Origin of the sequence: Psychrobacter fjordensis, assembly GCF_904845995.1 — a bacterium.
GTDB lineage: Bacteria > Pseudomonadota > Gammaproteobacteria > Pseudomonadales > Moraxellaceae > Psychrobacter > Psychrobacter fjordensis.
Map to the genome: position 1 here is coordinate 1,714,590 of NZ_CAJGYP010000001.1, position 20,971 is coordinate 1,735,560.

Below are 20,971 nucleotides of genomic sequence, written 5' to 3' on the forward strand. Positions count from 1 at the left end.
GTTGGTTTTGATGAATATGAGACAGTTGGGTTTCCTTCGTCAACCCAACCTACGAGCTAGAAGTCGGCATTGGCGTGACTAAAATTGGTAACTCTTCGGTCAGATATCTAGTCGCGGTTTTCAATGCTGATGAAAATGATGTTGAGGCAACGGCGGTGGCGCAAGGTCGATTCGTCCATGTGTATGTCGATGCTGAAACGAGAAAGCCGACTGCTATCTCAGATAAAATGCGTTTAAGCTTGGAGAAATTGTTGGTGTAGGGAGGGTGGGTAGCTCATTGGTTGGCCGTTTATCTAAGTGGCTCAAATCAGCTAAAACCATACATAAATTTTAAGAGACATTGAAATTTTGAAAGCTAATTATAATGAGGGATAGGTTGGTACCGAGATATGAAATCCAAAAAATTAGTCTTAAAACTCAAGAATAGCAGAAGTTATAAGCTCTGCTTAAACTGTCTACTAAGTTTTCAACCTTCCGACAATAATCTGACTAATTTTGATTATTGCTGTAATGAGCACTACAATCAAAAAAAACTGTAAGAATAATTGCCATATATATAGCCATGTACTAAGTAGGATTTTTCTAACGATTACATAAAATATGCTAAGTTTTTCGCCTTCTCTATTAATATAAAAAGTCTTGCCATCTCTTTTTACTTTAGCCAGTTCTTCAGGATATAAACTAATCTCATTTAGAATTTTTTGATCTATAAATGCTCCTAAGGTTTCATACTCTATAGGTATTACTACTTGTCCTTGTAGATCTAGATAGCCAAACTTACCGTTCTTCATTACCTGTGCAAGACCATTATCCTGCTCAGTAAAAGGACGAGCTTCATCATATATAAATGGTACTATAATTTCACCTGTTCTATCTGCATAACCCCATTTATCTACTTTTTGTAAAGCTATTAATTCGTCACCAACGCCAGCAGGGTACGCTTTGTTATATTCAATCGGTATAATTAACTGTCCTTGCGGATTGATCATGCCGACTTTTTCATCAAGTCCAACCAGCGCTAAGCCTTGTCTAAAGTCCCAGGCTGTATCATATATCAGAGGTATTATAATTTCCCCTCGGGTATTAAGAAAGCCATAATTTTCTGCCTTTTCAACGACGGCGAAACCGTCTGAAAATGATCTTGCAGAATCATACTCAATGAGCACAAGCGGTTCACCCTTAGTATTGATAAAACTAAATTTATTTTGTTTCTCAACTTTAGCAAAGCCTTCACTAAACGAAGAAGCGTTATCAAATTCGAGTGGAACAATTATGTCACCCTGTTTATTTGCAAAGCCATATTTATTGTTTTTGCCAAATACTTCGCCTTGCTCGACCACTACTAGGCCTTCAACGAAACCATGATGATAACACTCAAATAGCTCTACTCTAGTATCTTCAGGTAGACTGTAGCCTTTATCTATTTCGCATTCCTCACGTATGGCATAACAATTGATACTAACCAAAATTAAAGCCAAGCTAATGACTATTAATTTAAAATTTAGTTCTAGGCCACTAGAAATTCGCATTAAATCTTTTACCTTAAAAGCTAATTGCCACTTATAGATTGCAATAGTCAGTTTAAAGTATTCATAGGATTTACGCTAACTCTAGAACAAACAAAAAAGGCCACTCCCTAAAGAGTAGCCTTATATCATCAATTATCTAAAAAATACTAATTAGTGAGAATGACCTTGACCATGTCCTTCAGGTTTTTTATACCCTTTTGCAGTCATACATGATTCTAGTTTCTTCATGTCGCTTTTACTTGGGCGACTGTCCTTATTCATTTTTACGCCAGTTCTCTTAGCACAATCATCCATTGCTTGCTTCATGTCAGCTGACATCGCTGGTTTTTTGTGGTTGTGGCTGCTATTTGATGTTCCGCTTGATGCACAGGCAGCAACGCCAACAGTAGAGGCTAAGACAATAAATAGTAATTTTTTCATGGAAAGTCCTTAAATTTTTTAAAGGTTGTATAAAAGGGAATAGCGTCGATTCGTGCACGCTATATCGTTCTCAACCAGTTATTTCTATATCGTATGCGTTTGCGCATGATGTTGTACCATTTAAATATTAATACAATCAAAGTTTAAGTATCTTTAATAAATATTAAGAAAGGTAACGCAATGTAGCCGTACAGGTTGAAATTTTACACACATAGATCATTAAGGCTTGCAACTCATGGACTGGGTAGCGCTTTATAGTATTACAATAAAATAGTACCTAACAAAACAGTATCTAACAAAATAGTACCCAACAAAAAAGGCCACCCTATTCAGTAGAGTGGCCTTTTATCAATAGTTCATTAACTGGTATCAGCTTACTTCTTTCATGCCTTGTTCAAGCATCGGCTTTAAGAATATACCCGTGTAAGATTCTTCGACCTCTGCCACTTCTTCAGGCGTACCTTCTGCGATGATCATGCCGCCACCTTTACCGCCTTCAGGGCCAAGATCAATCACCCAATCCGCCGTTTTGATGACATCCAAGTTATGCTCGATGACCACGATGGTATTACCTTTATCACGTAGGGCATGCAAGATATTGAGCAGCTTATCGATATCATGGAAATGCAAACCAGTAGTTGGCTCATCCAAGATATAGAGCGTCTGTCCCGTATCACGTTTAGCAAGCTCACGTGCTAACTTGACTCGCTGTGCTTCACCACCTGATAGCGTGGGCGCAGACTGTCCGAGACGGATATAGCTTAGTCCAACATCCATCAGCGCTTGCAGGCGACGATAGATCGCTGGTATCGCTGAGAAGAACTCAGTCGCGTCTTCAACGGTCATATCGAGCACGTCGGCGATGGCTTTGCCTTTATAGTGAATCTCTAAGGTCTCGCGGTTGTAGCGCTTGCCTTCACAGGTATCACAGGGCACATACATATCCGGTAAGAAATGCATCTCAACTTTGATGAGGCCATCACCTTGACACATCTCACAGCGTCCACCTTTTACGTTGAAACTAAAGCGACCGGCCTTATAACCACGTGCGCGCGCTTCTTGCGTTTGCGCAAACATCTCACGTACTGGGGTAAACACGCCTGTATAAGTCGCTGGGTTTGAGCGCGGTGTACGACCAATTGGGCTTTGGTCAATATCGACCATTTTGTCCAAATGCTCAAGACCGCTAATGCTTTCAAATTTATCGGCAATCAGCGTTGAGGCATTATTCAACTGAGTCGCGGCCAATGGCATCAGCGTACGGTTGATCAAGGTTGATTTGCCCGAACCCGATACGCCAGTCACGCAAGTCATAATACCAATGGGAATGGTCAAATCCACATCATGTAGGTTGTTGCCTGAGGCACCTTTTAGCTCAATCGTCATTGGTGCTTTTTTCGGTTTGGCTTTTCCTTTGACTTCCACATCTATCATTTTTGGCTGATGACGAATGGTTGGAATCTCGATTCTCTTTTTACCAGACATGTATTGTCCAGTCAGCGACTCTTTATTTGCCATGATGTCATCGACTGTACCTTGAGCAATGACATGACCGCCATGTATACCTGCGCCGATACCGATATCGATGACGTGATCCGCTTGGCGAATCGCATCTTCATCATGCTCAACGACCAGTACGGTATTACCCAAATCACGCAAGCGCGTCAGGGTTTTGAGCAGGCGATCATTGTCACGTTGATGGAGTCCAATAGAGGGCTCATCGAGTACATACATCACGCCCATCAGACCTGCACCGATTTGGCTGGCAAGACGAATACGCTGTGCTTCACCGCCCGATAGCGTTTCAGCAGAGCGGGCAAGAGATAAGTAATCCAGTCCGACACTCACTAGAAAGTTCAGACGCTCATTGATCTCTTTAAAGATTTTTTCTGCGACTTCACCTTTATGACCGCCAATCTTTAGCGTTTTATAATACTCTGCGGCATCACCGATAGACAGTTTGACGATTTCAGCAATGGTTTGATCATCAACACGGACATTGCGTGAGATTTCATTCAGGCGCGCACCATCACAGACGTTACAAGTGGTATCAGCTAAGTATTTGGCCAGCTCGTCACGGACGAGATTGCTTTGCGTCTTAGCATAACGACGTTCTAGATAAGGAAGCACGCCTTCAAATGGTACGGTCTTATTGGTTTTACGACCGCGCTCATCAGTAAAGTTAAAGGTTAGCTTTTCTTTACCAGAGCCATTCATGATGAGATCTTGCTGCTCTTTTGGCAGGTCTTGCCACGGCGCATCCATATCAATTTTAAAATGATTGCACACAGTTGACAGCAGACCGAAGTAATAAGCATGACGCTTATCCCAGCCATTAATAGCACCTTGGTTGAGCGATTTTTCATGATGGGTAATCAGTTTCTCAGCAGAGAAGTACTGACGTTTACCGAGACCGTCACAGCTTGGACAAGCGCCGTATGGGTTGTTAAAACTGAACATACGTGGCTCAAGTTCAGAGACGGCACGATCACACACAGGACAAGAATGCTTGGCTGACATGACTTGGTTGTCATCGCCGCCTTCTTTTGGATTGCCATCCATAAAATGCAGCGTGACCAGACCTTGACCTAAGCGTAGGGCAGTCTCTAAGCTTTCTGCAACGCGGTTACCCAAGTCATCACGGACTTTGAAACGATCAACCACCACTTCGATGGTATGTTTTTTCTTTTTATCTAAAGTTGGTAGCTCATCGGTGTCATACACATCGCCGTCAACGCGCACACGCACAAAGCCTTGGCCAATCAGCTGCTCTAGTAAGACGGTATGCTCACCTTTACGCTCACGAATGACAGGTGCCAAAATCATGATTTTGGTGTCATCGGGTAGCGCCATGACTTGATCGACCATTTCGGTGACCGACTGTGCGACCATTGGCTCGCCATGCTCAGGGCAAAACGGTGTACCAATACGCGCATACAGCAGCCGCAAATAATCATAAATCTCAGTAATCGTACCGACCGTAGAGCGTGGGTTATGGTTGGTTGATTTTTGCTCGATAGCAATCGCAGGGGATAGACCTTCGATACTATCGACGTCAGGCTTTTCCATCTGTGAGAGGAACTGACGTGCGTAGGCCGATAAGCTCTCGACGTAACGGCGTTGCCCTTCAGCATACAAAGTATCGAATGCCAATGATGATTTACCAGAACCTGATAAACCAGTGATGACCACGAATTTATCTCGTGGTATGTCTAAATCAATGTTTTTTAAATTGTGCGTACGTGCGCCGCGTATTGCGATATGGTCATGTGCCATCGGTGATAGGTTTCCTATTTGCTAAAATTGTATTTAAAAAAATGTCTAAACGTTGAAAGCGTCAATGAAGTCGAAGTGGTTTATTAAAATTGTGGATAATGCTGTCATTCATATCGCTCTATAAAGGCATTGATAGTTTTATAGAGCGATACAAACGAAACGATGTAAACGACAGTCGGTGTGCTCTTGTTTTAGTTTCTGATTTTAAGTTTTTATTTTGATAAGTAAATCTAAATCAAATCAGCAGTGAGTAACAGGTATGGTTTGTTATAGATTTTGCCAAACAATGTCATTTTATGAGAGGTATTCGTTATGTGGTCAATTCTGTACAAGCTAAAAGTGCTGCTCTGGTAATGTTTGCGCCGTCTTACTTTATTGTCATGATAGTGGCATTATTCAAGGTACGGTTGCTATTAGATGCACTTAATAACAAAAATATGGCATCACATTTACCGTTAAGTCTGGGCGCAAAAAGTAAAAGTTTCGGCAACCAAATGACGAATGTCTTATACTAGTGGGCTTGATTTATAGGCTGATGACTCGATAAAAGCAGCAGTGATAAACTAGCTAATGATCAACCAGTGAGGCGAGTATGAATAGCGTAGAAAAACGGGCAATCCTCGGGGTCGGTGGTATCTTTGCCTTACGGATGGTTGGTTTGTTTATGATTGTCCCGGTATTTTCTGTATACGGTAACAATTATGCGCATGCGACGCCATTTTTGATCGGTTTGGCAGTTGGTATTTATGGGCTTGGGCAGGCTATTTTTCAGATACCGATGAGCCTTGCTGCTGACAAATTCCCGCGCAAACCTATTATATTTTTAGGGTTAATCTTATTTGCTATCGGCGGTATCATTGCGGCCAACGCGACAGATATTTATGAGGTCATTATCGGTCGGGCGCTGGCGGGTAGTGGCGCTGTCTCTGCCGTACTGATGGCATTACTGGCTGATGTGACTCGCGAGGAGATGCGTACCAAAGCGATGGCTACGATGGGTTTGACCATTGCGACCTCCATTATGCTCGCTTTTGCCTTTGGCCCGCTGTTGGTTGGTTCGCTTGGCATCTCTGGGCTGTTTTGGCTCACCGCAGGCTTTGCTATTTTGGCAATGTTGCTATTAATGATAGTACCGACGCCGCTAAGGGTGCTCAAGCATAATCTAGACAATAAATCGATCGGTCAGCAATTAGCGACAGTACTCAAAATTGGTGATTTAAATCGCTTACATATCGGTATTTTTGCGCTACATCTGACCATGACTGCGATATTTGTTATTTTGCCGCATCAGCTCAATGAAGTGATGGGATTATCGGTACGCCAGCAAGGTTTGGTTTATTTGCCGTTATTGTTTATTGGTTTTGCGGTAGCGATACCTTTTATTATCATCGCTGAAAAGAAACGCAAAATGCGTCAGGTATTTTTGGGTGCATTGGCATTAATAACCGCAGCTTTAGCCATACTCGCACTTGGCAGTCAGGCTGGTATTGGTATTATTTTAGGCTTATTACTGTACTTTATGGGCTTTAATCTCATTGAGGCGACCATTCCTTCATGGATTTCTAAGCGCGCGCCAGTGGCCAATAAAGCGACGGCCATGGGAATAAGCTCATCTAGCCAGTTTTTTGGTGCGTTTGTAGGTGGGGCAATGGGTGGGCTATTATTGAGTCAGCCTAGTCTGTTGGCATGGGGTATATTGGCGGTCATTATGGGTATCGCTTTGCTGCTTATTATACCGATTGCGCAGCCACCATACCTATCAAGCACGACCGTTAGTATTCCTAAAAATGTCAATATGCAAGACTGGTCACGCCAGATGCTAGCAGTAGATGGCGTCGATGAGCTAGTCGTGATGGCAAAAGAGAAAGTGGCCTATCTTAAATTGGATAAAACCCAGCTGACGGACGATTCAAGGGAGCAGCTATCAAGTTTGGCACAGAGTCCGCTAGATATATAATAGGCCATACATAATGGTATTAAGTTTGTCGAAAAAGTCTGGGTAGTCAAAAACAGAGTAGACAATAACTGTATAGACCGCCACTATTATGAGGGGCAATCTAAACCTCTTTACTTAAATCTATCTCTATTTAAAAGGAATTAATATGAGTAAGTTTACGATGCTGTCTAATGGTGTTGTTATTGGTAAAGGTGCTCCTCAAACAGCCAAACCATCTACTTTTTTATCTTTGATGCCTCGATCAGTAGCCAAGGTCATGGTAGGTGCAGGGCTATCAGCCACTTTATTCATCTCTGGCTGTGCCACCCAAAATATTCAAGCCTATCAAAATACTACACCAATGCTTGATATGCATGAGTTTTTCTCAGGTCAGATTGATGGTTGGGGGATGTTTCAAGGCCGAAATGGTGAGGTTAAGAAACGTTTTTATGTCGATATCGATGCCACTCACGAGGGTGAGAATGTTATCGTTTTAGATGAGAGGTTCTCGTGGGCAGATGGGTCAAAATCGCAGCGTATATGGCGATTGACCAAGCAAGTTGATGGTAGTTGGAAAGGTACTGCAGGGGATGTCATCGGTGAAGCTACAGGGGAAGTCGTTGGTAATACGCTCCATTGGAATTATTTATTAGAATTGCCTGTTGAAGATAAGACCTACAAAGTTAATTTTGACGATTGGATGTATCTTATTAATGAAGATGTCATGCTGAATCGATCTGTAATGAAAAAATTCGGCGTAGAGTTGGGTAGTGTCACTTTGAGTATGCATCGTCATCGCTCTGACGTTAAGTAGAGTAATAGGTCGCAGCGCTATCCTAATAGTCAATGAAGGTTGATGGTGTTAATCCACTGATTAAAGTGGCAAAATAGCACTATTACTGTCTTTTGATAGTAGGGACTGCGATAAATGTATTTAGAACAAATATATCTAGGCGACATAAGGTGTCGCCTTTAGTAGATAGTCTGTAGATATTTAAACTAAAATTGGTTAAAGTAAAATTATATGACTAATAGTATTAATCGATACTATTAACGAAAAATTAGAAAGATTCATCAAATTATTCATAAGCAAAAGGACGGTATCATGCGCGGAGTTAATAAAGTTATCATCATCGGTAACCTTGGAGCAGACCCTGAGGCACGTCAATTTAGTAATGGTGGCGGCGTGACCAATATCTCGGTTGCGACATCAGAACAATGGACAGACAAACAAAGCGGTGAAAAAAGAGAAGCCACTGAATGGCATCGTATTGCACTTTTCAACCGTTTAGGTGAAATTGCGGCACAATACCTGCGTAAAGGCAGCAAAGTTTATATTGAAGGCAGCTTGCGCACACGTAAATATCAAGATCCCAATGGTCAAGACCGTTATATCACCGAGATTCGCGCTGAGCAAATGCAAATGCTAGATGGTGCAACTGGTGGTGGTCAAGACAATGGCGGCTTCAGTAATAATAACCAAGGTGGTCAGAATCAAGGTCAAGGTGGTGGCTATGGCAATCAAGGTGGTCAAAGCAATCAAAACAACTTCGGTCAGCAAGGCAACAATCAGCCAGCTCAACAAGGTGGCTACAATCAAGCTAATGGTGGTCAGAACAGCTTCAATAACAATCAAGCACCTGCCCAGCAAAACCAGTTTAATCAACCTGCGCAGAAACCTGCTCAATCTAAGCCTACGGCAATGCCAGACGGCCCTGTAGACGACGATATCCCGTTCTAAGTCTTATAAGGATCAAAGTGTAAAGGTAGTTAGAAACCCCGTTAATAGCGGGGTTTTTTGTATGTGACAATAAATAATTTGAAAAAGTCGTTTTATTATATTGCCAAAAGCCATATGGGAATTAATTAGACTGTCTTTATCTATATATAGTCATTCCGCTATAAAAACGTTACTGCGTTAACGTCGCTCGAAGTATTGAATATCTATCTAGACTCGGTTGCTTTGCAGCAGAGTCAATCCTCTATAAACTGGATACAGTTTCAGTCTCGCTTAGTCTGCTATTTGTAGCACTTTCACTCGACCTCCTTGTGTCCAAGTTATATTAAATTAAATATGCTTTTAAATCGAATCAACTGTAAGTGCTAATTACTAAATGAAATAAAACGTTTGTCTGTTTCTGATTATACTAATGGTATTAAAAACTCTAATTCTCAAAATAATAAAAATTAAATGATTGGTTGTTGAGTATTCAAAAAGGTTAATAATCGAATAGGTATTGGTTAGAATAATTAAATTTATAAGGTTTATTTCGCTTATTATTTCGTCAATTTATATGTTGAAAACGATAAAAACTACCTTTCATATCCTATATCAACCGTCTGTTCTATTAAATCAAATTAATGCTAACAGTCTATTGGACAGGTTGATATAATCCACTTGAATCAATGATTTATACGATATTAAACGTTCGGCTTTCGTTTAAAGTGATTTTTATTAGCAAATGAAAAGTCAGGGTTTGGCCATTTAATGGTTTAAAACATAAAAACTTACTTGGTCGGCATCTTAAAATAAGAATGCCCACCTCACTGCTAGTATTGAGTATACATAATGAATTATGGTGATGTGTTTCGAAAAAGTGATTTAGGTAGAGAAGAGATTAAATCTCAGAGTCTAGGTGTATTGCCGCGAGAAGCTAGAACATTACTCATTATGATTGATGGCAGACGCACGTATCAGAGCTATCTTAATACACTCGACAGTAGCAAGATGTTTGCTGAGTTTGGTGGTATTACACCGCTATTTGAGCTGCTTTTGAGCCTTGAGTGTATTGAAGTAGCAGTGGCTGGCAGTGCTGAGACAGAAGTGCCCACGCCTGCTCAGACGACGACAGCCGTACCTGTCACTACTCAGTCTCAACCAGCCGTACCTGTCTTTGATGAGAAGTCTGAAATAGAGTTCAATAATACGTTCAATAATAAAAGCACCACTAACGTAAAAGAGTCAGAAAAAAAATCAATCAGTAGTATGTTCAAAACTAAGCCATCTAGTGCAAACTATGAAACGATAAAATCTGATTTAGCTACCTATATTGAAAAGAATGCACCACCTGTAGAAGCCTGGGGTTATTTATTAAGTTTAGAGCAATGTGGTAGTAGTACGCAATTATTGATCTTAGCAAAAGAAATACAGAATACGGATAGTGGTAATTTATCACGTGGTATGAATGACTTTATCAAAAGAATTCAACGTTAATGTTGACGGTGTTTATATAGTAAAAACGGATATGACAAATATTTAGTTATGAAAAATAACGGTGCTGTCATTGTTGAAAAATCTAGCAAACTAATTGGAGTTTCTTGTGGAATCAGCTGAGCTATCGGAATTAGATCGTCTAAAAATGCGTCATGGTGAGCATGTTATTTTACGTTTGACTTATATTAGCCGTTATAACAGTGACAACCCTACTGGTGAAGTGACACGTATTCTCACCCAAGCGCAGCAAAATAATGAGCGTAATGGTATTACGGGTGCTTTGGTGTTTAACCACAATTACTTTTTGCAAAGTATTGAAGGGGCGAGACCTGTTATCAATGAGCTGCTTAGAAAGTTGGTCGAAGACGATCGACATTATGCACTGCAAGTTATCGAGTGCCGTGAAGTTGAGCAGCGTCATTGGAGTAAGTGGTCAATGAAATATTTAATCCCAAGTGATGAAAACAAGGGGCTGGCACTCAAGTTTTCGACAGGCAATCAGTTTAATCCGTATTTGATGAATACCAATCAAATTATGATGCTGATTGATACGTTATCAGAACTTCAAGAGCAAGAAGAAATCGATGCTTCTAAAAAGAAGAAATCTTGGTTTTCTTTGAGTTGATGGATGTTTAGAGAAGCTATCAGACCCTATAACTTTATTATAAGAGATACGATATGACATCAATAATGGAAGATGCGCCCATTTTAATGAGCATGACATATGCGAGCCGTGCCAATCCAGGCGTGTCAGCTAAAGATTTCAATGAAATATTGAAGCAAGCACAGGTGAATAATGCCGCCAACGGTATCACTGGTATGCTGACATTTAATAAAGATTATTTTTTGCAAACAGTAGAAGGTCCGAGAGCGCAAATCAATCGTCTATTGTATAGCTTAATCGCTGATCAACGTCATTACGATTTACAAATTATTGAAACACGCGAATTAAAGTATAGAACGTGGTCCAAATGGTCTATGAACTATGCCACACCGACTGAAAAAAACGCTGCCATTTATTTAAAATACTCTACCACTGTTGATTTTAATCCGTACTTATTAAGCGCTGAATCAGCCCGTGAATTGATGAATGAGCTTAGTGACCAACGCGACTGATTGAGTAAAATTTTTGTTTGAATATTACAAATTTAAAAATAATTTTCAAAACTCAAGATCTATATCAATATATGGATTTATGTTTATTAAGTATGCGACCAATTAGCTTTGAAGGGCACTTTATAAGCAGTTCTTCAATGAAATATATAAACAAATATTGATTTATAAACGAATATTTGAATCTTCAAACTTTGCCCATTTACCAAATTTTACTATCCGTTGACTTTTGATATATAAGATCTGATAGTTTGCGGTTGTGATAGCATTGCTTTTTGTTTATATTGTCTCCGCCCATAGATATATTGGCTAAACATATTTTTATTACAAAGAATATCTATTTATGACTTTATCGAATAATGAATAAGTCATCTCGGTTCTTAATGGAGAATATAATCTCTATTGAGGTTGCACCTTTTATTTTACAGTTGGATTTACTATGAGCAAAAATAACGCAATTGATTTAGAAAATCTGAACGTCGATGAGCTACGAGCTATTACTGAAAATGCTCAGCAGCTTATTGCTAAAAAACAACATCAGCGTCTGTATGATGCTTATGTAAAGTTCGAGGAAATTGCAGAAGAAAGCAATGCCTCTATCGAAGAAATTTTAAAAGCGGGTGAAACCCTAGAGAAAAAACGCAGTATTAAATATCGCAATACTGACAACAATGAAGAAACTTGGACTGGTCGTGGTCGTAAGCCTACGTGGTTGGTTGAAGCATTAGCAGCAGGTCGTGATATCGAAGATTTTGCTATTTAATATTGTATTAACTAATAAGTTTTCTTATTAAGTTTGATAGTGATATCGCTGATTATAGTTATTCCATTATGAAAGTATTACTGCGTTAACCTCACTTGAAGTATTTAACATACATCTACACTCGGTTGCCTAGTACTACTTTTAAATTGAATCGACTACATTAGATGAAAGCCAGTATCTTTTTTGCCATTATTTGGTAAGAAGCTACTGGCTTTTTTACGTCTTCTATACGCCATATTTTTAGTATTATTGATGCGTTGATGGTTTGTTAGCCCGACTAATACCAACAGTAGCAGCGGTGTTCTCAAAGAGTAGGGCTATACATTAGCTTGCGTATTCATAACACAGATAAACATAGGACTTATCTTATCTGAGTATAATAAAGCAGTGACGACGTGTTAATAAATATCCATTGTGAACAATTGCTGATAAAATAGATGAATAATGATATAAAGGTATAAGGTAGATAAAGTGACAGGAAATATAAAAGTAAAAAAATGGATTTCTTTGGGAATCATTGCAACCACCCTGTTGCTCGTACCTCGGCGCAGTAGTCGAAAGTCTGATACGGAACTATCTCATAAGAAAAACGCAAAACCTGATAGCACTAGTATATAAAGTGCTAATAATTATAAAGAAATGAAATAAAGACTAAATTAAGGATTAAATATTTTTAATATAAGTTATTCTGATTATTTATACAGTCATTGGTAGAATAGTTATCTGTTAATGATGGCATACAAAATGCCGAACGATAGAACTCTCAATTAAAAAACGTTAATTTTGGAGTCTATTAATGATCCTTATAGTTTCACCTATAGTCGGTTCAATATAATTTGGATACAAGGAAGGCGAGTGAACGTACTACGCATAGTAGACTAAGCGAGACTGACAGATTATCCAATTTACAGAGGATTTGACGATATGATATCTAAACAGACATTACCCAAGACTTATCCTCTCATTGATACCCATACTCACTTCGATGCTCCGGTATTTGATAGCGATAGGGAATTGCTGGTACAGCAAGCTTATAAGCGCGGTGTACGCCATCTCGTGTTGGTGGGGTATTCACACCAGTATTTTGAGAGGATGTATAATACTGAACAGCTATTGAACAAGCTGGTACCGCTGACTGCCAAAAATGTCGATAGCGCAAATTTATCACAAATTAAGAGTCATACCGCGATAGGTCTACATCCTTTTTATATCGAAGATCACAGCGAAGTTCATCTCACAAGTATGGCGAATATGATTGCTAAGCGGCGCCCAATAGCAATCGGTGAGATTGGATTGGATACTTTCACGGAATCTATGAGAGAGCCTGAAGTATTTGCCAAACAAAAACGGTTTTTTAAGGCGCAATTGGACATAGCAGTTCTTCATAAGTTGCCAGTGATGCTACATATCCGAAAATCACATGCAGAAGCACTGGCAATACTGAAGGCACACGATTATGATGCACACCAGTTAGGTGGTATCGCACATAGTTTCAGTGGTGGTGAACAAGAGGCAAAGGCGTTTGTGAGGTTAGGATTTAAGTTAGGTGTTACTGGTCAGATCACCAATCCGAATGCCAAAAAATTGCGCCGTGCCATTCATGCCGCTGTCGATAGTCATGGTATAGAGTGTTTGGTCATAGAGACAGACTGCCCAGACATGACGCCTATCCAGTGTCAGATGTCAGACAATAGTTGTGCTGATAAGCAGTCACATGATCGTAACGTACCAGCTAATTTGCCATGGGTACTATTAAGCTTAAGTGAGTTGCTCAATGTGTCGCCAGACAGACTTGCTGAGCAATTGTGGCACAACAGTTGCAACGCTTTACATAAGACATGGGATTATCCTCCAGTATAGTTATACCTATTATAGGCCATTATTATTTACTGCTAACTTGTACAATAGTAAATAAGTTATCAGTAAATAACCGAAGCACCTATAGATAAAACAATTTAAAAGAGCATTTAATCTGTTATGAATGAAACACAACAATTTGAGCCAACAGAGGCAGAGTTTGTCACCACTGAACACTCTATAGTAGAAGAAGCGATTGTAGAGGATGAGCAGTATGAGCGTCGTTTTCAAGGTACACGAACACTTTATGGCACCTCAGCAGTTGACACTTTCGCTGCTGCCCATGTCTATGTTATAGGCGTAGGGGGTGTTGGCTCTTGGGTAGCCGAAGCTCTGGCTCGGACGGCAGTGGGTACTATTACTTTGATTGATTTGGATGTTTTGGTTGCTTCCAATGTCAATCGGCAGTTACCTGCCCTAGATAGTACTTTTGGTCAGAGTAAAATCGGGGCAATGGCGACTCGTGTTCATGAGATTAACCCCAAGGTCACGCTCAATTTAATTGATGATTTTTTGACAGTAGAAAATGTAGCTGCTCTATTACCCAGTCGTGAAGAAGCAAAAGCGGCTATTGCCCAAGGTAAACCTATTGTTATTCTAGACTGTGTAGATGACATGAGTGCTAAGCTGGCCATTGCGCTGCATTGTCGTTTTAATAAACTAAAACTGGTCTGTGCAGGTGGTGCAGGTGGCAAAATAGACCCAAGCCAAATTAAAGTGAGTGACTTAAAGGACAGCTATCAAGACCCGCTGCTTGCTAAATTACGTAATAAACTGCGCCATGAAAAAGGCATCAATAGTGCCTTAAAAGAAAAGTTCGGTATTAAATGTGTTTATTCGACAGAGCCACCACGGGTAGATAAGAGCTGTCAAACAGGCGGGTTGCACTGTGGTGGTTACGGCTCGGCAGTTGTCGTTACATCAGTCGTCGCGATGATTATGGTGAGTGAAGCTTTGCAATTATTAATAAAACAGACGGGTATCAAACAGAGCGTCTGATCTTATTTAATGGAGTCTATTTTGTCTATATCTAACGCACCTAAACACAGCTATCCAGTAGCAGCGGATGAAGTAGAACGTATCCATAAGCTCAGAAAGTATAAAGTACTGAATAATAATAATGAGCCTGCATTTGAGCGCCTAATCAATCTGGCTAAGCGGTTTTTTGATGTATCCGCCATTACTATCAGCTTTATGGATGAAGAGACACAATATCTAAAATCTGCCTACGGCCTTGACGATGTATGCCAAACAACACGTGAAGTCGCTATTTGTAATTATACGGTGCTCTCTGATGAAGTTTTTGTGGTGCCAGATTTAACAGCAGATAGCCGCTTTAGCCAAAGTCCACTGGTGACGGAGGCTCCTTACTTACAGTTTTATGCTGGTGCACCAATTATCCTCATTGAGGACAATAAAAGCTACAATTTAGGCTCTTTTTGCTTGATGGATATAAAGCCTAATCATGATTTCGACGATGAGCAATTACAGATATTGGCTCAATTTGCGATGATGGCAGCCGACGCTTTGCAGCTACAAGATAAGCAGCGTGATGCTAAACATGCTAATGAGATGAAGTCGAGTTTTCTGGCCAATATGAGTCATGAAATCCGTACACCGATGAATGGTATTATTGGTATGGTAGAAATGCTAGGTGATACTAAACTTAGCAAAGAGCAGCAAGATTGTGTGGATAATATCAAAGTTTCCAATGAACATTTGATGGCCATTATCAATGGCATTTTAGACTTGTCGAAAGTTGAATCTGGGAAAATGACAATTGATCATATTCCGGTCAATTTATCTGAATTATGTAATGAAGTTGCTAGTCTCTTCTCTGTCAAAGCACATCAGCGAAAATTGGTTTTAAACTACAATTATACCGAGTCCTTATCGCCCTATATAGAGGGAGACCCAGTACGTCTCAAACAAATAATTACGAATCTCGTCAATAATGCGATTAAGTTCACCCGTGAAGGTGGTCAAGTCAGTATTGATGTTAAACACGTACTTAATTGCCAGTGTGATGGTGTTGACGTGCATGGTACAGCAGATGAGCAACGCTCTCAAGCAATTCCAAACAGCACTTTGAATGAAATTACTGTTCACGATACGAGTATAAAATCTATTCCTCCTAAAGGAATGACGGTATGTATTGAAGTCACCGATACTGGCGTTGGTATTAAAGAAGAATCGTTGGACGCAATATTTAATGCTTATGACCAAGCAAATCAATTCACACATCGTCTCTATGGTGGCACGGGTCTTGGACTTTCAGTTTGTAAGTCTTTGGTCGATTTGATGGGTGGCCATATTGAGGTCAGTAGCGAAGTAGGTGTTGGCACTACTTTTACTGTTTTGTTGCCTTTACCTACTATTGATGAAGAGCACTACCAAAAATGGCAAGCAGAAAATGACTTCACTATGATGAAGCCGACGCAAGAACGTGCGGGTCATATACTGTTGGTTGAAGATGACACTGTCAATGCGATTATCGCGAAAAAAGCGCTAACTAATAGTGGTCATACTGTGACGCATGTCGCTGATGGGCAGCAAGCCATTGAAGCGTTTGTGCTGTCACCTGAGCGCTACGATGTTATCTTGATGGACCATCATATGCCTATTTTAGATGGGGTGCAGGCGACCATTAAATTGCATGAAATGTATGATTCACAATCATTACCACCTATTATTGCTTTGACGGCCAATGCGATGGATGGCGAACGCGAAAAATATCTAAAAGTTGGTATGCAAGACTATTGCACTAAGCCATTTAAACAAGAGCAGTTGAATGCATTGGTACAGTATTGGTTGATACAAAAACAATCAGCAGAGTAGCTGTATGAGAAATAGTTATTGAGATTGTCAAATTATTATTTTTATCATTGTTATAAGTAAAAAAAGCTGAATCCCTTGATAAGAGATTCAGCTTTTTTATGACATACTCAAAATAATATAGATTGCCTATTATTTTTACGTGATATTAGTTAACGCGAGTTTGATAGTCACCAGTACGAGTATCGACACGTACGACTTCACCTTGCTGTACAAATAAAGGTACACGTACGACAGCGCCTGTCTCTAGCTTAGCTGGTTTACCACCACCACCTGATGTATCACCACGTACACCAGGATCCGTTTCAGTGATCTGTAGCTCAACGAAGTTAGGCGGTGTTACTGATAGAGGTGCACCGTTGAATAAAGTGATGGTGCATGATGCGTTGCTGTTTTCTTTTAGCCACTGTATTGAGTCGCCCATCGCTGTTTTGTCAGCTTGGATCTGCTCAAAACTTTCTGGATCCATAAAATGCCAAAACTCGCCATCGTTATACAGATAGTTCATTTCAGTATCCATCACATCAGCAGCTTCTAAGCTGTCACCTGATTTAAATGTCTGTTCCAACACTTTACCGCTACGAAGATTGCGTAGTTTGACGCGGTTAAAAGCTTGACCTTTACCTGGTTTGACAAACTCATTCTCAAGAATAGAACAAGGATTGCCATCTAGCATAACTTTTAGACCAGCTTTAAATTCATTAGTAGAAAAATTTGCCACAAGAGACTCCTAGGGATGGTAAATATGATGATATAAATAATAAGGGTTTGGGGCTTACGGTAAAAAACCTGCTATTAAGCCTAGTGTAGAACGGGCAGTTGGTATACTTTGATAGGGCACACTCTAAGAGCGTATAATATCGGCTTTTGGGCACAGGTAATAGGCTGTCATGATAAACCATTTAATCACACAAAAAAACTGGCAAACGCAATTATCCGAGGCCATTACTTCTATTGATGAGCTATTAAGTATTTTGCAGCTCGAATCCCTACGTACCAGTGTCTATGTGCCTAAGCATTTTGAGCTGCGGGTACCACGGGGTTTTGTGGCAAAAATGACCGTTGGGGATAGTAACGATCCTTTATTAAAACAAGTCTTGCCAGATCAACAAGAGCAAATCAAGGTGACAGGCTATGTAGCAGACCCTTTACACGAGAATACACAAAACCCAGTAAAAGGTATGCTTCATAAGTATCAGTCCAGAGTATTGCTGACCATTACAGGCGCTTGTGCCATTCATTGCCGTTATTGCTTTCGTCAGCACTTCGACTACAGCGCAAATATGCCAACGGCCGATGCCAAAAAAAATATCATTAGCTATATTACTGAGCATCCTGAGGTCAATGAGGTGATTTTGAGCGGTGGTGATCCATTGAATGTGACGAATAGGCGTTTGTTCGCATGGTTGGATACGCTAGAGTCGATCCCGCAACTGACTACTATTCGACTGCATACTCGCTTACCATTGGTCATTCCAGCGCGTCTAGATGATGCGTTATTGACCAGATTGTCTCAAAGTAGCTGTCATATTGTCATGGTGATTCACTGCAATCATGCCAATGAGATAGATACTTTAACATCAGAATATTTGCAACGTGCGAGGTCCGCTGGCGTGACTTTACTAAATCAAGCGGTTTTATTAAAAAGTATTAATGATAGTGTTGAGACTCAAACACAATTAAGTCAACGTTTGTTCTCATGTGGTGTATTACCTTATTACTTGCATGTATTAGACAAGGTCGCTGGCGCCGCACATTTTGATAAAGACGAGCGGTCGTCAATCGAGCTTTACTGGTCATTACTGGCCGCATTACCAGGCTATCTTGTACCAAAATTGGTAAGAGAGCTACCGAACAAACCTTTTAAGGTGCCAATTAACATTTACAATGTAAATTAATGTAGGCACTATAGGGTATTAAAAAATAGTAAACAAAGAGTGTTTTATTTGAAGGTTTGCATGCTGACAAATAGGTATTGAATGTCTTTATGACTGCTAAAATCTTATCCTGTCAATTTTTGAGAGTAGTGGTTACTTTGCATTATTTTATTATTATAAGTGGTATGGCTAGATAGTTGCCTTTTACTAAGTTACTCAGAGTTACTAGGAAAAATGATGATAACTTTATCGACGTTTCAAGAGTATTTATCGTCTACAGAGCCACTACCGCCATTATCGATTCGAGCGGCAAATGGTCAAGAGAGTTACTTGCTCAAGCTGTTGGCAAATTTGCCTTCGCAAACGCAGGTACAGCAGGTTGAGCAACTAGAAAAGATACTGACGGTATTGCGCGTGGCTAATATAGATGAGCAGCAACGTCTTAAGTTAATGGCTACCGTGATAGGTGCCTCAGACAAATTAATTGCTGCATTGCGGCAGCATTGCATTTATGAGCCAAAAGGGTTTAATAGCGTTCAATTGGGTTATGTGAATCAGATAAAGTCACTGTATTATCTCATCATTATGGTCTATGACAGAGTTATACGGCATAGAATATCGCTATTAAACAGTCAGCATAAATACACGGCAAGTAATGGTTGGCAACGTTATTTCAATGGTGACAAGTCTTCATCACTGACACTTGCTATCGTTATCTATCAGACGTTGATGATGTATCAAAGACTCCTGTTTGCAGAAGCGCTTTGCTATCAAAAACCCTCTCCTTATTTATGGGCCAAAATCAATCAGCTATACTATCTTGCCTATCAATATCATGCCACTGAGATTGATTTAAGTAAAGTGATTGATGTTCAACGTGCGGATAATATACATCGCTTGTACTGTCAAATTTGTTTACACAGCTTACTAAATGTACGTGCTATGCGTCGTCCTAATATCTTGCTAGTACAACGTTTGTTGCCGGTATGGGCTGAGCATATTATTGCGACGATAGAACCACAAACTGATACTCGGATATACGTAGATTTACAAAGTAATAAGCCACCTTCTTATCTCACTGCCAATTCTATAATCAATCCATACGAAGATCGCTATCACTGCTTATTTATAGAGTTGGATCCAATGCTTGAGTATTTTAACTCGCGTAGCCAAGCATTAGTTAGGGACGGCAATGCAGGATTAGAGAGTTACTTACTCCAAAACATAGCAGCGACGATTCGTTATCGTTATCTAAAGTTGCCACTATCGGTAGCACCGAAACGCTATACAGAAAAAGAGGCTGTTTTGGTGACTGGTTTTAATAAAATCCATTACTGCGTGGGTCATTCACAAAGTTTTGCAAGCTTGATTGCTAAAAATGAATTGCCAGATGAGCATCAACCTCGTTACGATACCGTTAGTAAAAAACAAAATGATAGCGATATACTAGCCAATGAAATATTCGACCGTAATGATGATTTATCACTATTTCGCACACTGAAATTATTAGATAAAGTAACCAAGATAGATGAAGAAAGTTTAGAAGAAAACCATGGTAAAGAGAGTATAGAGGCAGTGACTACTGACGATGATGTCGCTATGACGGCACCACCGCCATTACATGTTATGAGTCTTCTATTAGTCTGTCGTGCTGACACCACCACACCGCCCGATTGGTCACTTGGTGTCGTGCGCTGGCTGAGCCTTGATATTGAAAATCCAGAGGTTGATTGGCAAATATTGGGACATCAATTAGTGGCTTGTGGTCTGCGTTTAGAAGGCACAGCAACACGCAGTCAACATTTTGTACCAGCATTCATCCTTGGTCGGGAAGAGCATCTGCAAACCACGGGAACTCTGATAGTACCAACGTCTTACTTCCAGACAGATGACAGAGTCATCATGCGTATCAACACCAAACAAACTTTGTTACGTTTGGGGAAGCGGCTACTGATTACGGATGAATTTAGTCAGTATGAAGTGGTGCAGTTGTAGCCTTTTGAAAGGATTGTCAAAAATAGAAAAGTAGTAATGTAAACACAGAATTGAATAGACTTTGTTTACTTGATTTCGGCTTCAATAATTAAAGTAGATCAGCACGTTAGATAATGATAAGTTAGTCAGCAATCATTAAAATTATTGTCTATAATG

Annotated in this window: 17 protein-coding genes; 13 read left to right on the top strand and 4 right to left on the bottom strand. The window is 40.0% G+C overall.

Features of this window, described 5'->3' with window-relative positions; genetic code table 11:
• Positions 1-74 precede the first annotated feature (74 nt).
• Positions 75-260: an acyl-CoA thioesterase gene (locus JMW61_RS07260; RefSeq protein ID WP_201550100.1), complete on the top strand. Its 186-nt coding sequence runs from the start codon at positions 75-77 to the stop codon at positions 258-260.
• A gap of 198 nt (positions 261-458) precedes the next feature.
• On the opposite strand, the gene JMW61_RS07265 is transcribed toward JMW61_RS07260, so the two are convergent.
• The 3 genes from JMW61_RS07265 to uvrA form a co-directional block, all read right to left on the bottom strand.
• Positions 459-1,529, bottom strand: a complete 1,071-nt coding sequence (locus tag JMW61_RS07265) for a WG repeat-containing protein (RefSeq protein ID WP_201550101.1) — start codon at positions 1,527-1,529, stop codon at positions 459-461.
• Positions 1,530-1,679: 150 nt separating this feature from the next.
• Positions 1,680-1,949, bottom strand: coding sequence for a hypothetical protein (locus tag JMW61_RS07270; RefSeq protein WP_201550102.1), 270 nt, complete (start codon positions 1,947-1,949; stop codon positions 1,680-1,682).
• Positions 1,950-2,318: 369 nt separating this feature from the next.
• Positions 2,319-5,225 carry an excinuclease ABC subunit UvrA gene (uvrA, locus tag JMW61_RS07275; protein WP_201550103.1) on the bottom strand — a complete coding sequence of 969 codons (2,907 nt, stop codon included), beginning with the start codon at positions 5,223-5,225 and terminating at the stop codon, positions 2,319-2,321.
• 592 nt (positions 5,226-5,817) lie between these two features.
• Between uvrA and JMW61_RS07280 the strand changes: the two genes are divergently transcribed.
• The 10 genes from JMW61_RS07280 (at position 5,818) to JMW61_RS07325 (ending at position 16,946) form a co-directional block, all read left to right on the top strand.
• On the top strand, positions 5,818-7,182 hold the full coding sequence (locus JMW61_RS07280) for an MFS transporter (protein ID WP_201550104.1): 1,365 nt from the start codon (positions 5,818-5,820) through the stop codon (positions 7,180-7,182).
• Positions 7,183-7,327: 145 nt separating this feature from the next.
• Positions 7,328-7,975, top strand: coding sequence for a DUF3833 domain-containing protein (locus JMW61_RS07285; RefSeq protein WP_265090107.1), 648 nt, complete (start codon positions 7,328-7,330; stop codon positions 7,973-7,975).
• Between the two features lie 291 nt (positions 7,976-8,266).
• Positions 8,267-8,902, top strand: a complete 636-nt coding sequence (gene ssb / locus JMW61_RS07290; RefSeq protein WP_201550105.1) for a single-stranded DNA-binding protein — start codon at positions 8,267-8,269, stop codon at positions 8,900-8,902.
• A gap of 828 nt (positions 8,903-9,730) precedes the next feature.
• Positions 9,731-10,375 carry a hypothetical protein gene (locus JMW61_RS07295; protein WP_201550106.1) on the top strand — a complete coding sequence of 215 codons (645 nt, stop codon included), beginning with the start codon at positions 9,731-9,733 and terminating at the stop codon, positions 10,373-10,375.
• Between the two features lie 106 nt (positions 10,376-10,481).
• Complete coding sequence (locus JMW61_RS07300) at positions 10,482-11,000, top strand: BLUF domain-containing protein (protein WP_227687382.1); 519 nt, start codon at positions 10,482-10,484, stop codon at positions 10,998-11,000.
• A gap of 53 nt (positions 11,001-11,053) precedes the next feature.
• Positions 11,054-11,491, top strand: coding sequence for a BLUF domain-containing protein (locus tag JMW61_RS07305; protein WP_110923227.1), 438 nt, complete (start codon positions 11,054-11,056; stop codon positions 11,489-11,491).
• Between the two features lie 436 nt (positions 11,492-11,927).
• Positions 11,928-12,251 carry an H-NS histone family protein gene (locus JMW61_RS07310; RefSeq protein WP_201550107.1) on the top strand — a complete coding sequence of 108 codons (324 nt, stop codon included), beginning with the start codon at positions 11,928-11,930 and terminating at the stop codon, positions 12,249-12,251.
• Between the two features lie 924 nt (positions 12,252-13,175).
• A complete protein-coding gene (locus JMW61_RS07315; RefSeq protein WP_201550108.1) occupies positions 13,176-14,111 on the top strand; it encodes a TatD family hydrolase in 936 nt (311 codons plus the stop codon).
• Positions 14,112-14,228: 117 nt separating this feature from the next.
• On the top strand, positions 14,229-15,107 hold the full coding sequence (locus tag JMW61_RS07320) for a tRNA threonylcarbamoyladenosine dehydratase (protein ID WP_201550109.1): 879 nt from the start codon (positions 14,229-14,231) through the stop codon (positions 15,105-15,107).
• Between the two features lie 21 nt (positions 15,108-15,128).
• Positions 15,129-16,946, top strand: coding sequence for a GAF domain-containing hybrid sensor histidine kinase/response regulator (locus JMW61_RS07325; protein WP_227687383.1), 1,818 nt, complete (start codon positions 15,129-15,131; stop codon positions 16,944-16,946).
• A gap of 145 nt (positions 16,947-17,091) precedes the next feature.
• Here JMW61_RS07325 and efp read toward each other — a convergent pair whose 3' ends face one another.
• A complete protein-coding gene (gene efp, locus JMW61_RS07330) occupies positions 17,092-17,664 on the bottom strand; it encodes an elongation factor P (RefSeq protein WP_110923222.1) in 573 nt (190 codons plus the stop codon).
• A 169-nt stretch (positions 17,665-17,833) separates the two neighbouring features.
• Here efp and epmB point away from each other — a divergent pair, with 169 nt between their 5' ends.
• On the top strand, positions 17,834-18,841 hold the full coding sequence (gene epmB, locus JMW61_RS07335) for an EF-P beta-lysylation protein EpmB (RefSeq protein WP_110923221.1): 1,008 nt from the start codon (positions 17,834-17,836) through the stop codon (positions 18,839-18,841).
• A 216-nt stretch (positions 18,842-19,057) separates the two neighbouring features.
• Entirely contained in the window at positions 19,058-20,815 is a 1,758-nt protein-coding gene (locus JMW61_RS07340) for a hypothetical protein (protein ID WP_201550111.1), read from the top strand.
• Positions 20,816-20,971: the final 156 nt, after the last annotated feature.

Coding starts and splice junctions, on each gene's coding strand:
- JMW61_RS07265 (WP_201550101.1), bottom strand. CDS start 1,529: ATGCGAATTTCTAGTGGCCTAGAACTAAATTTTAAATTAATAGTCATT.
- JMW61_RS07270 (WP_201550102.1), bottom strand. CDS start 1,949: ATGAAAAAATTACTATTTATTGTCTTAGCCTCTACTGTTGGCGTTGCT.
- uvrA (WP_201550103.1), bottom strand. CDS start 5,225: ATGGCACATGACCATATCGCAATACGCGGCGCACGTACGCACAATTTA.
- JMW61_RS07280 (WP_201550104.1), top strand. CDS start 5,818: ATGAATAGCGTAGAAAAACGGGCAATCCTCGGGGTCGGTGGTATCTTT.
- JMW61_RS07285 (WP_265090107.1), top strand. CDS start 7,328: ATGAGTAAGTTTACGATGCTGTCTAATGGTGTTGTTATTGGTAAAGGT.
- ssb (WP_201550105.1), top strand. CDS start 8,267: ATGCGCGGAGTTAATAAAGTTATCATCATCGGTAACCTTGGAGCAGAC.
- JMW61_RS07295 (WP_201550106.1), top strand. CDS start 9,731: ATGAATTATGGTGATGTGTTTCGAAAAAGTGATTTAGGTAGAGAAGAG.
- JMW61_RS07305 (WP_110923227.1), top strand. CDS start 11,054: ATGACATCAATAATGGAAGATGCGCCCATTTTAATGAGCATGACATAT.
- JMW61_RS07310 (WP_201550107.1), top strand. CDS start 11,928: ATGAGCAAAAATAACGCAATTGATTTAGAAAATCTGAACGTCGATGAG.
- JMW61_RS07315 (WP_201550108.1), top strand. CDS start 13,176: ATGATATCTAAACAGACATTACCCAAGACTTATCCTCTCATTGATACC.
- JMW61_RS07320 (WP_201550109.1), top strand. CDS start 14,229: ATGAATGAAACACAACAATTTGAGCCAACAGAGGCAGAGTTTGTCACC.
- epmB (WP_110923221.1), top strand. CDS start 17,834: ATGATAAACCATTTAATCACACAAAAAAACTGGCAAACGCAATTATCC.
- JMW61_RS07340 (WP_201550111.1), top strand. CDS start 19,058: ATGATAACTTTATCGACGTTTCAAGAGTATTTATCGTCTACAGAGCCA.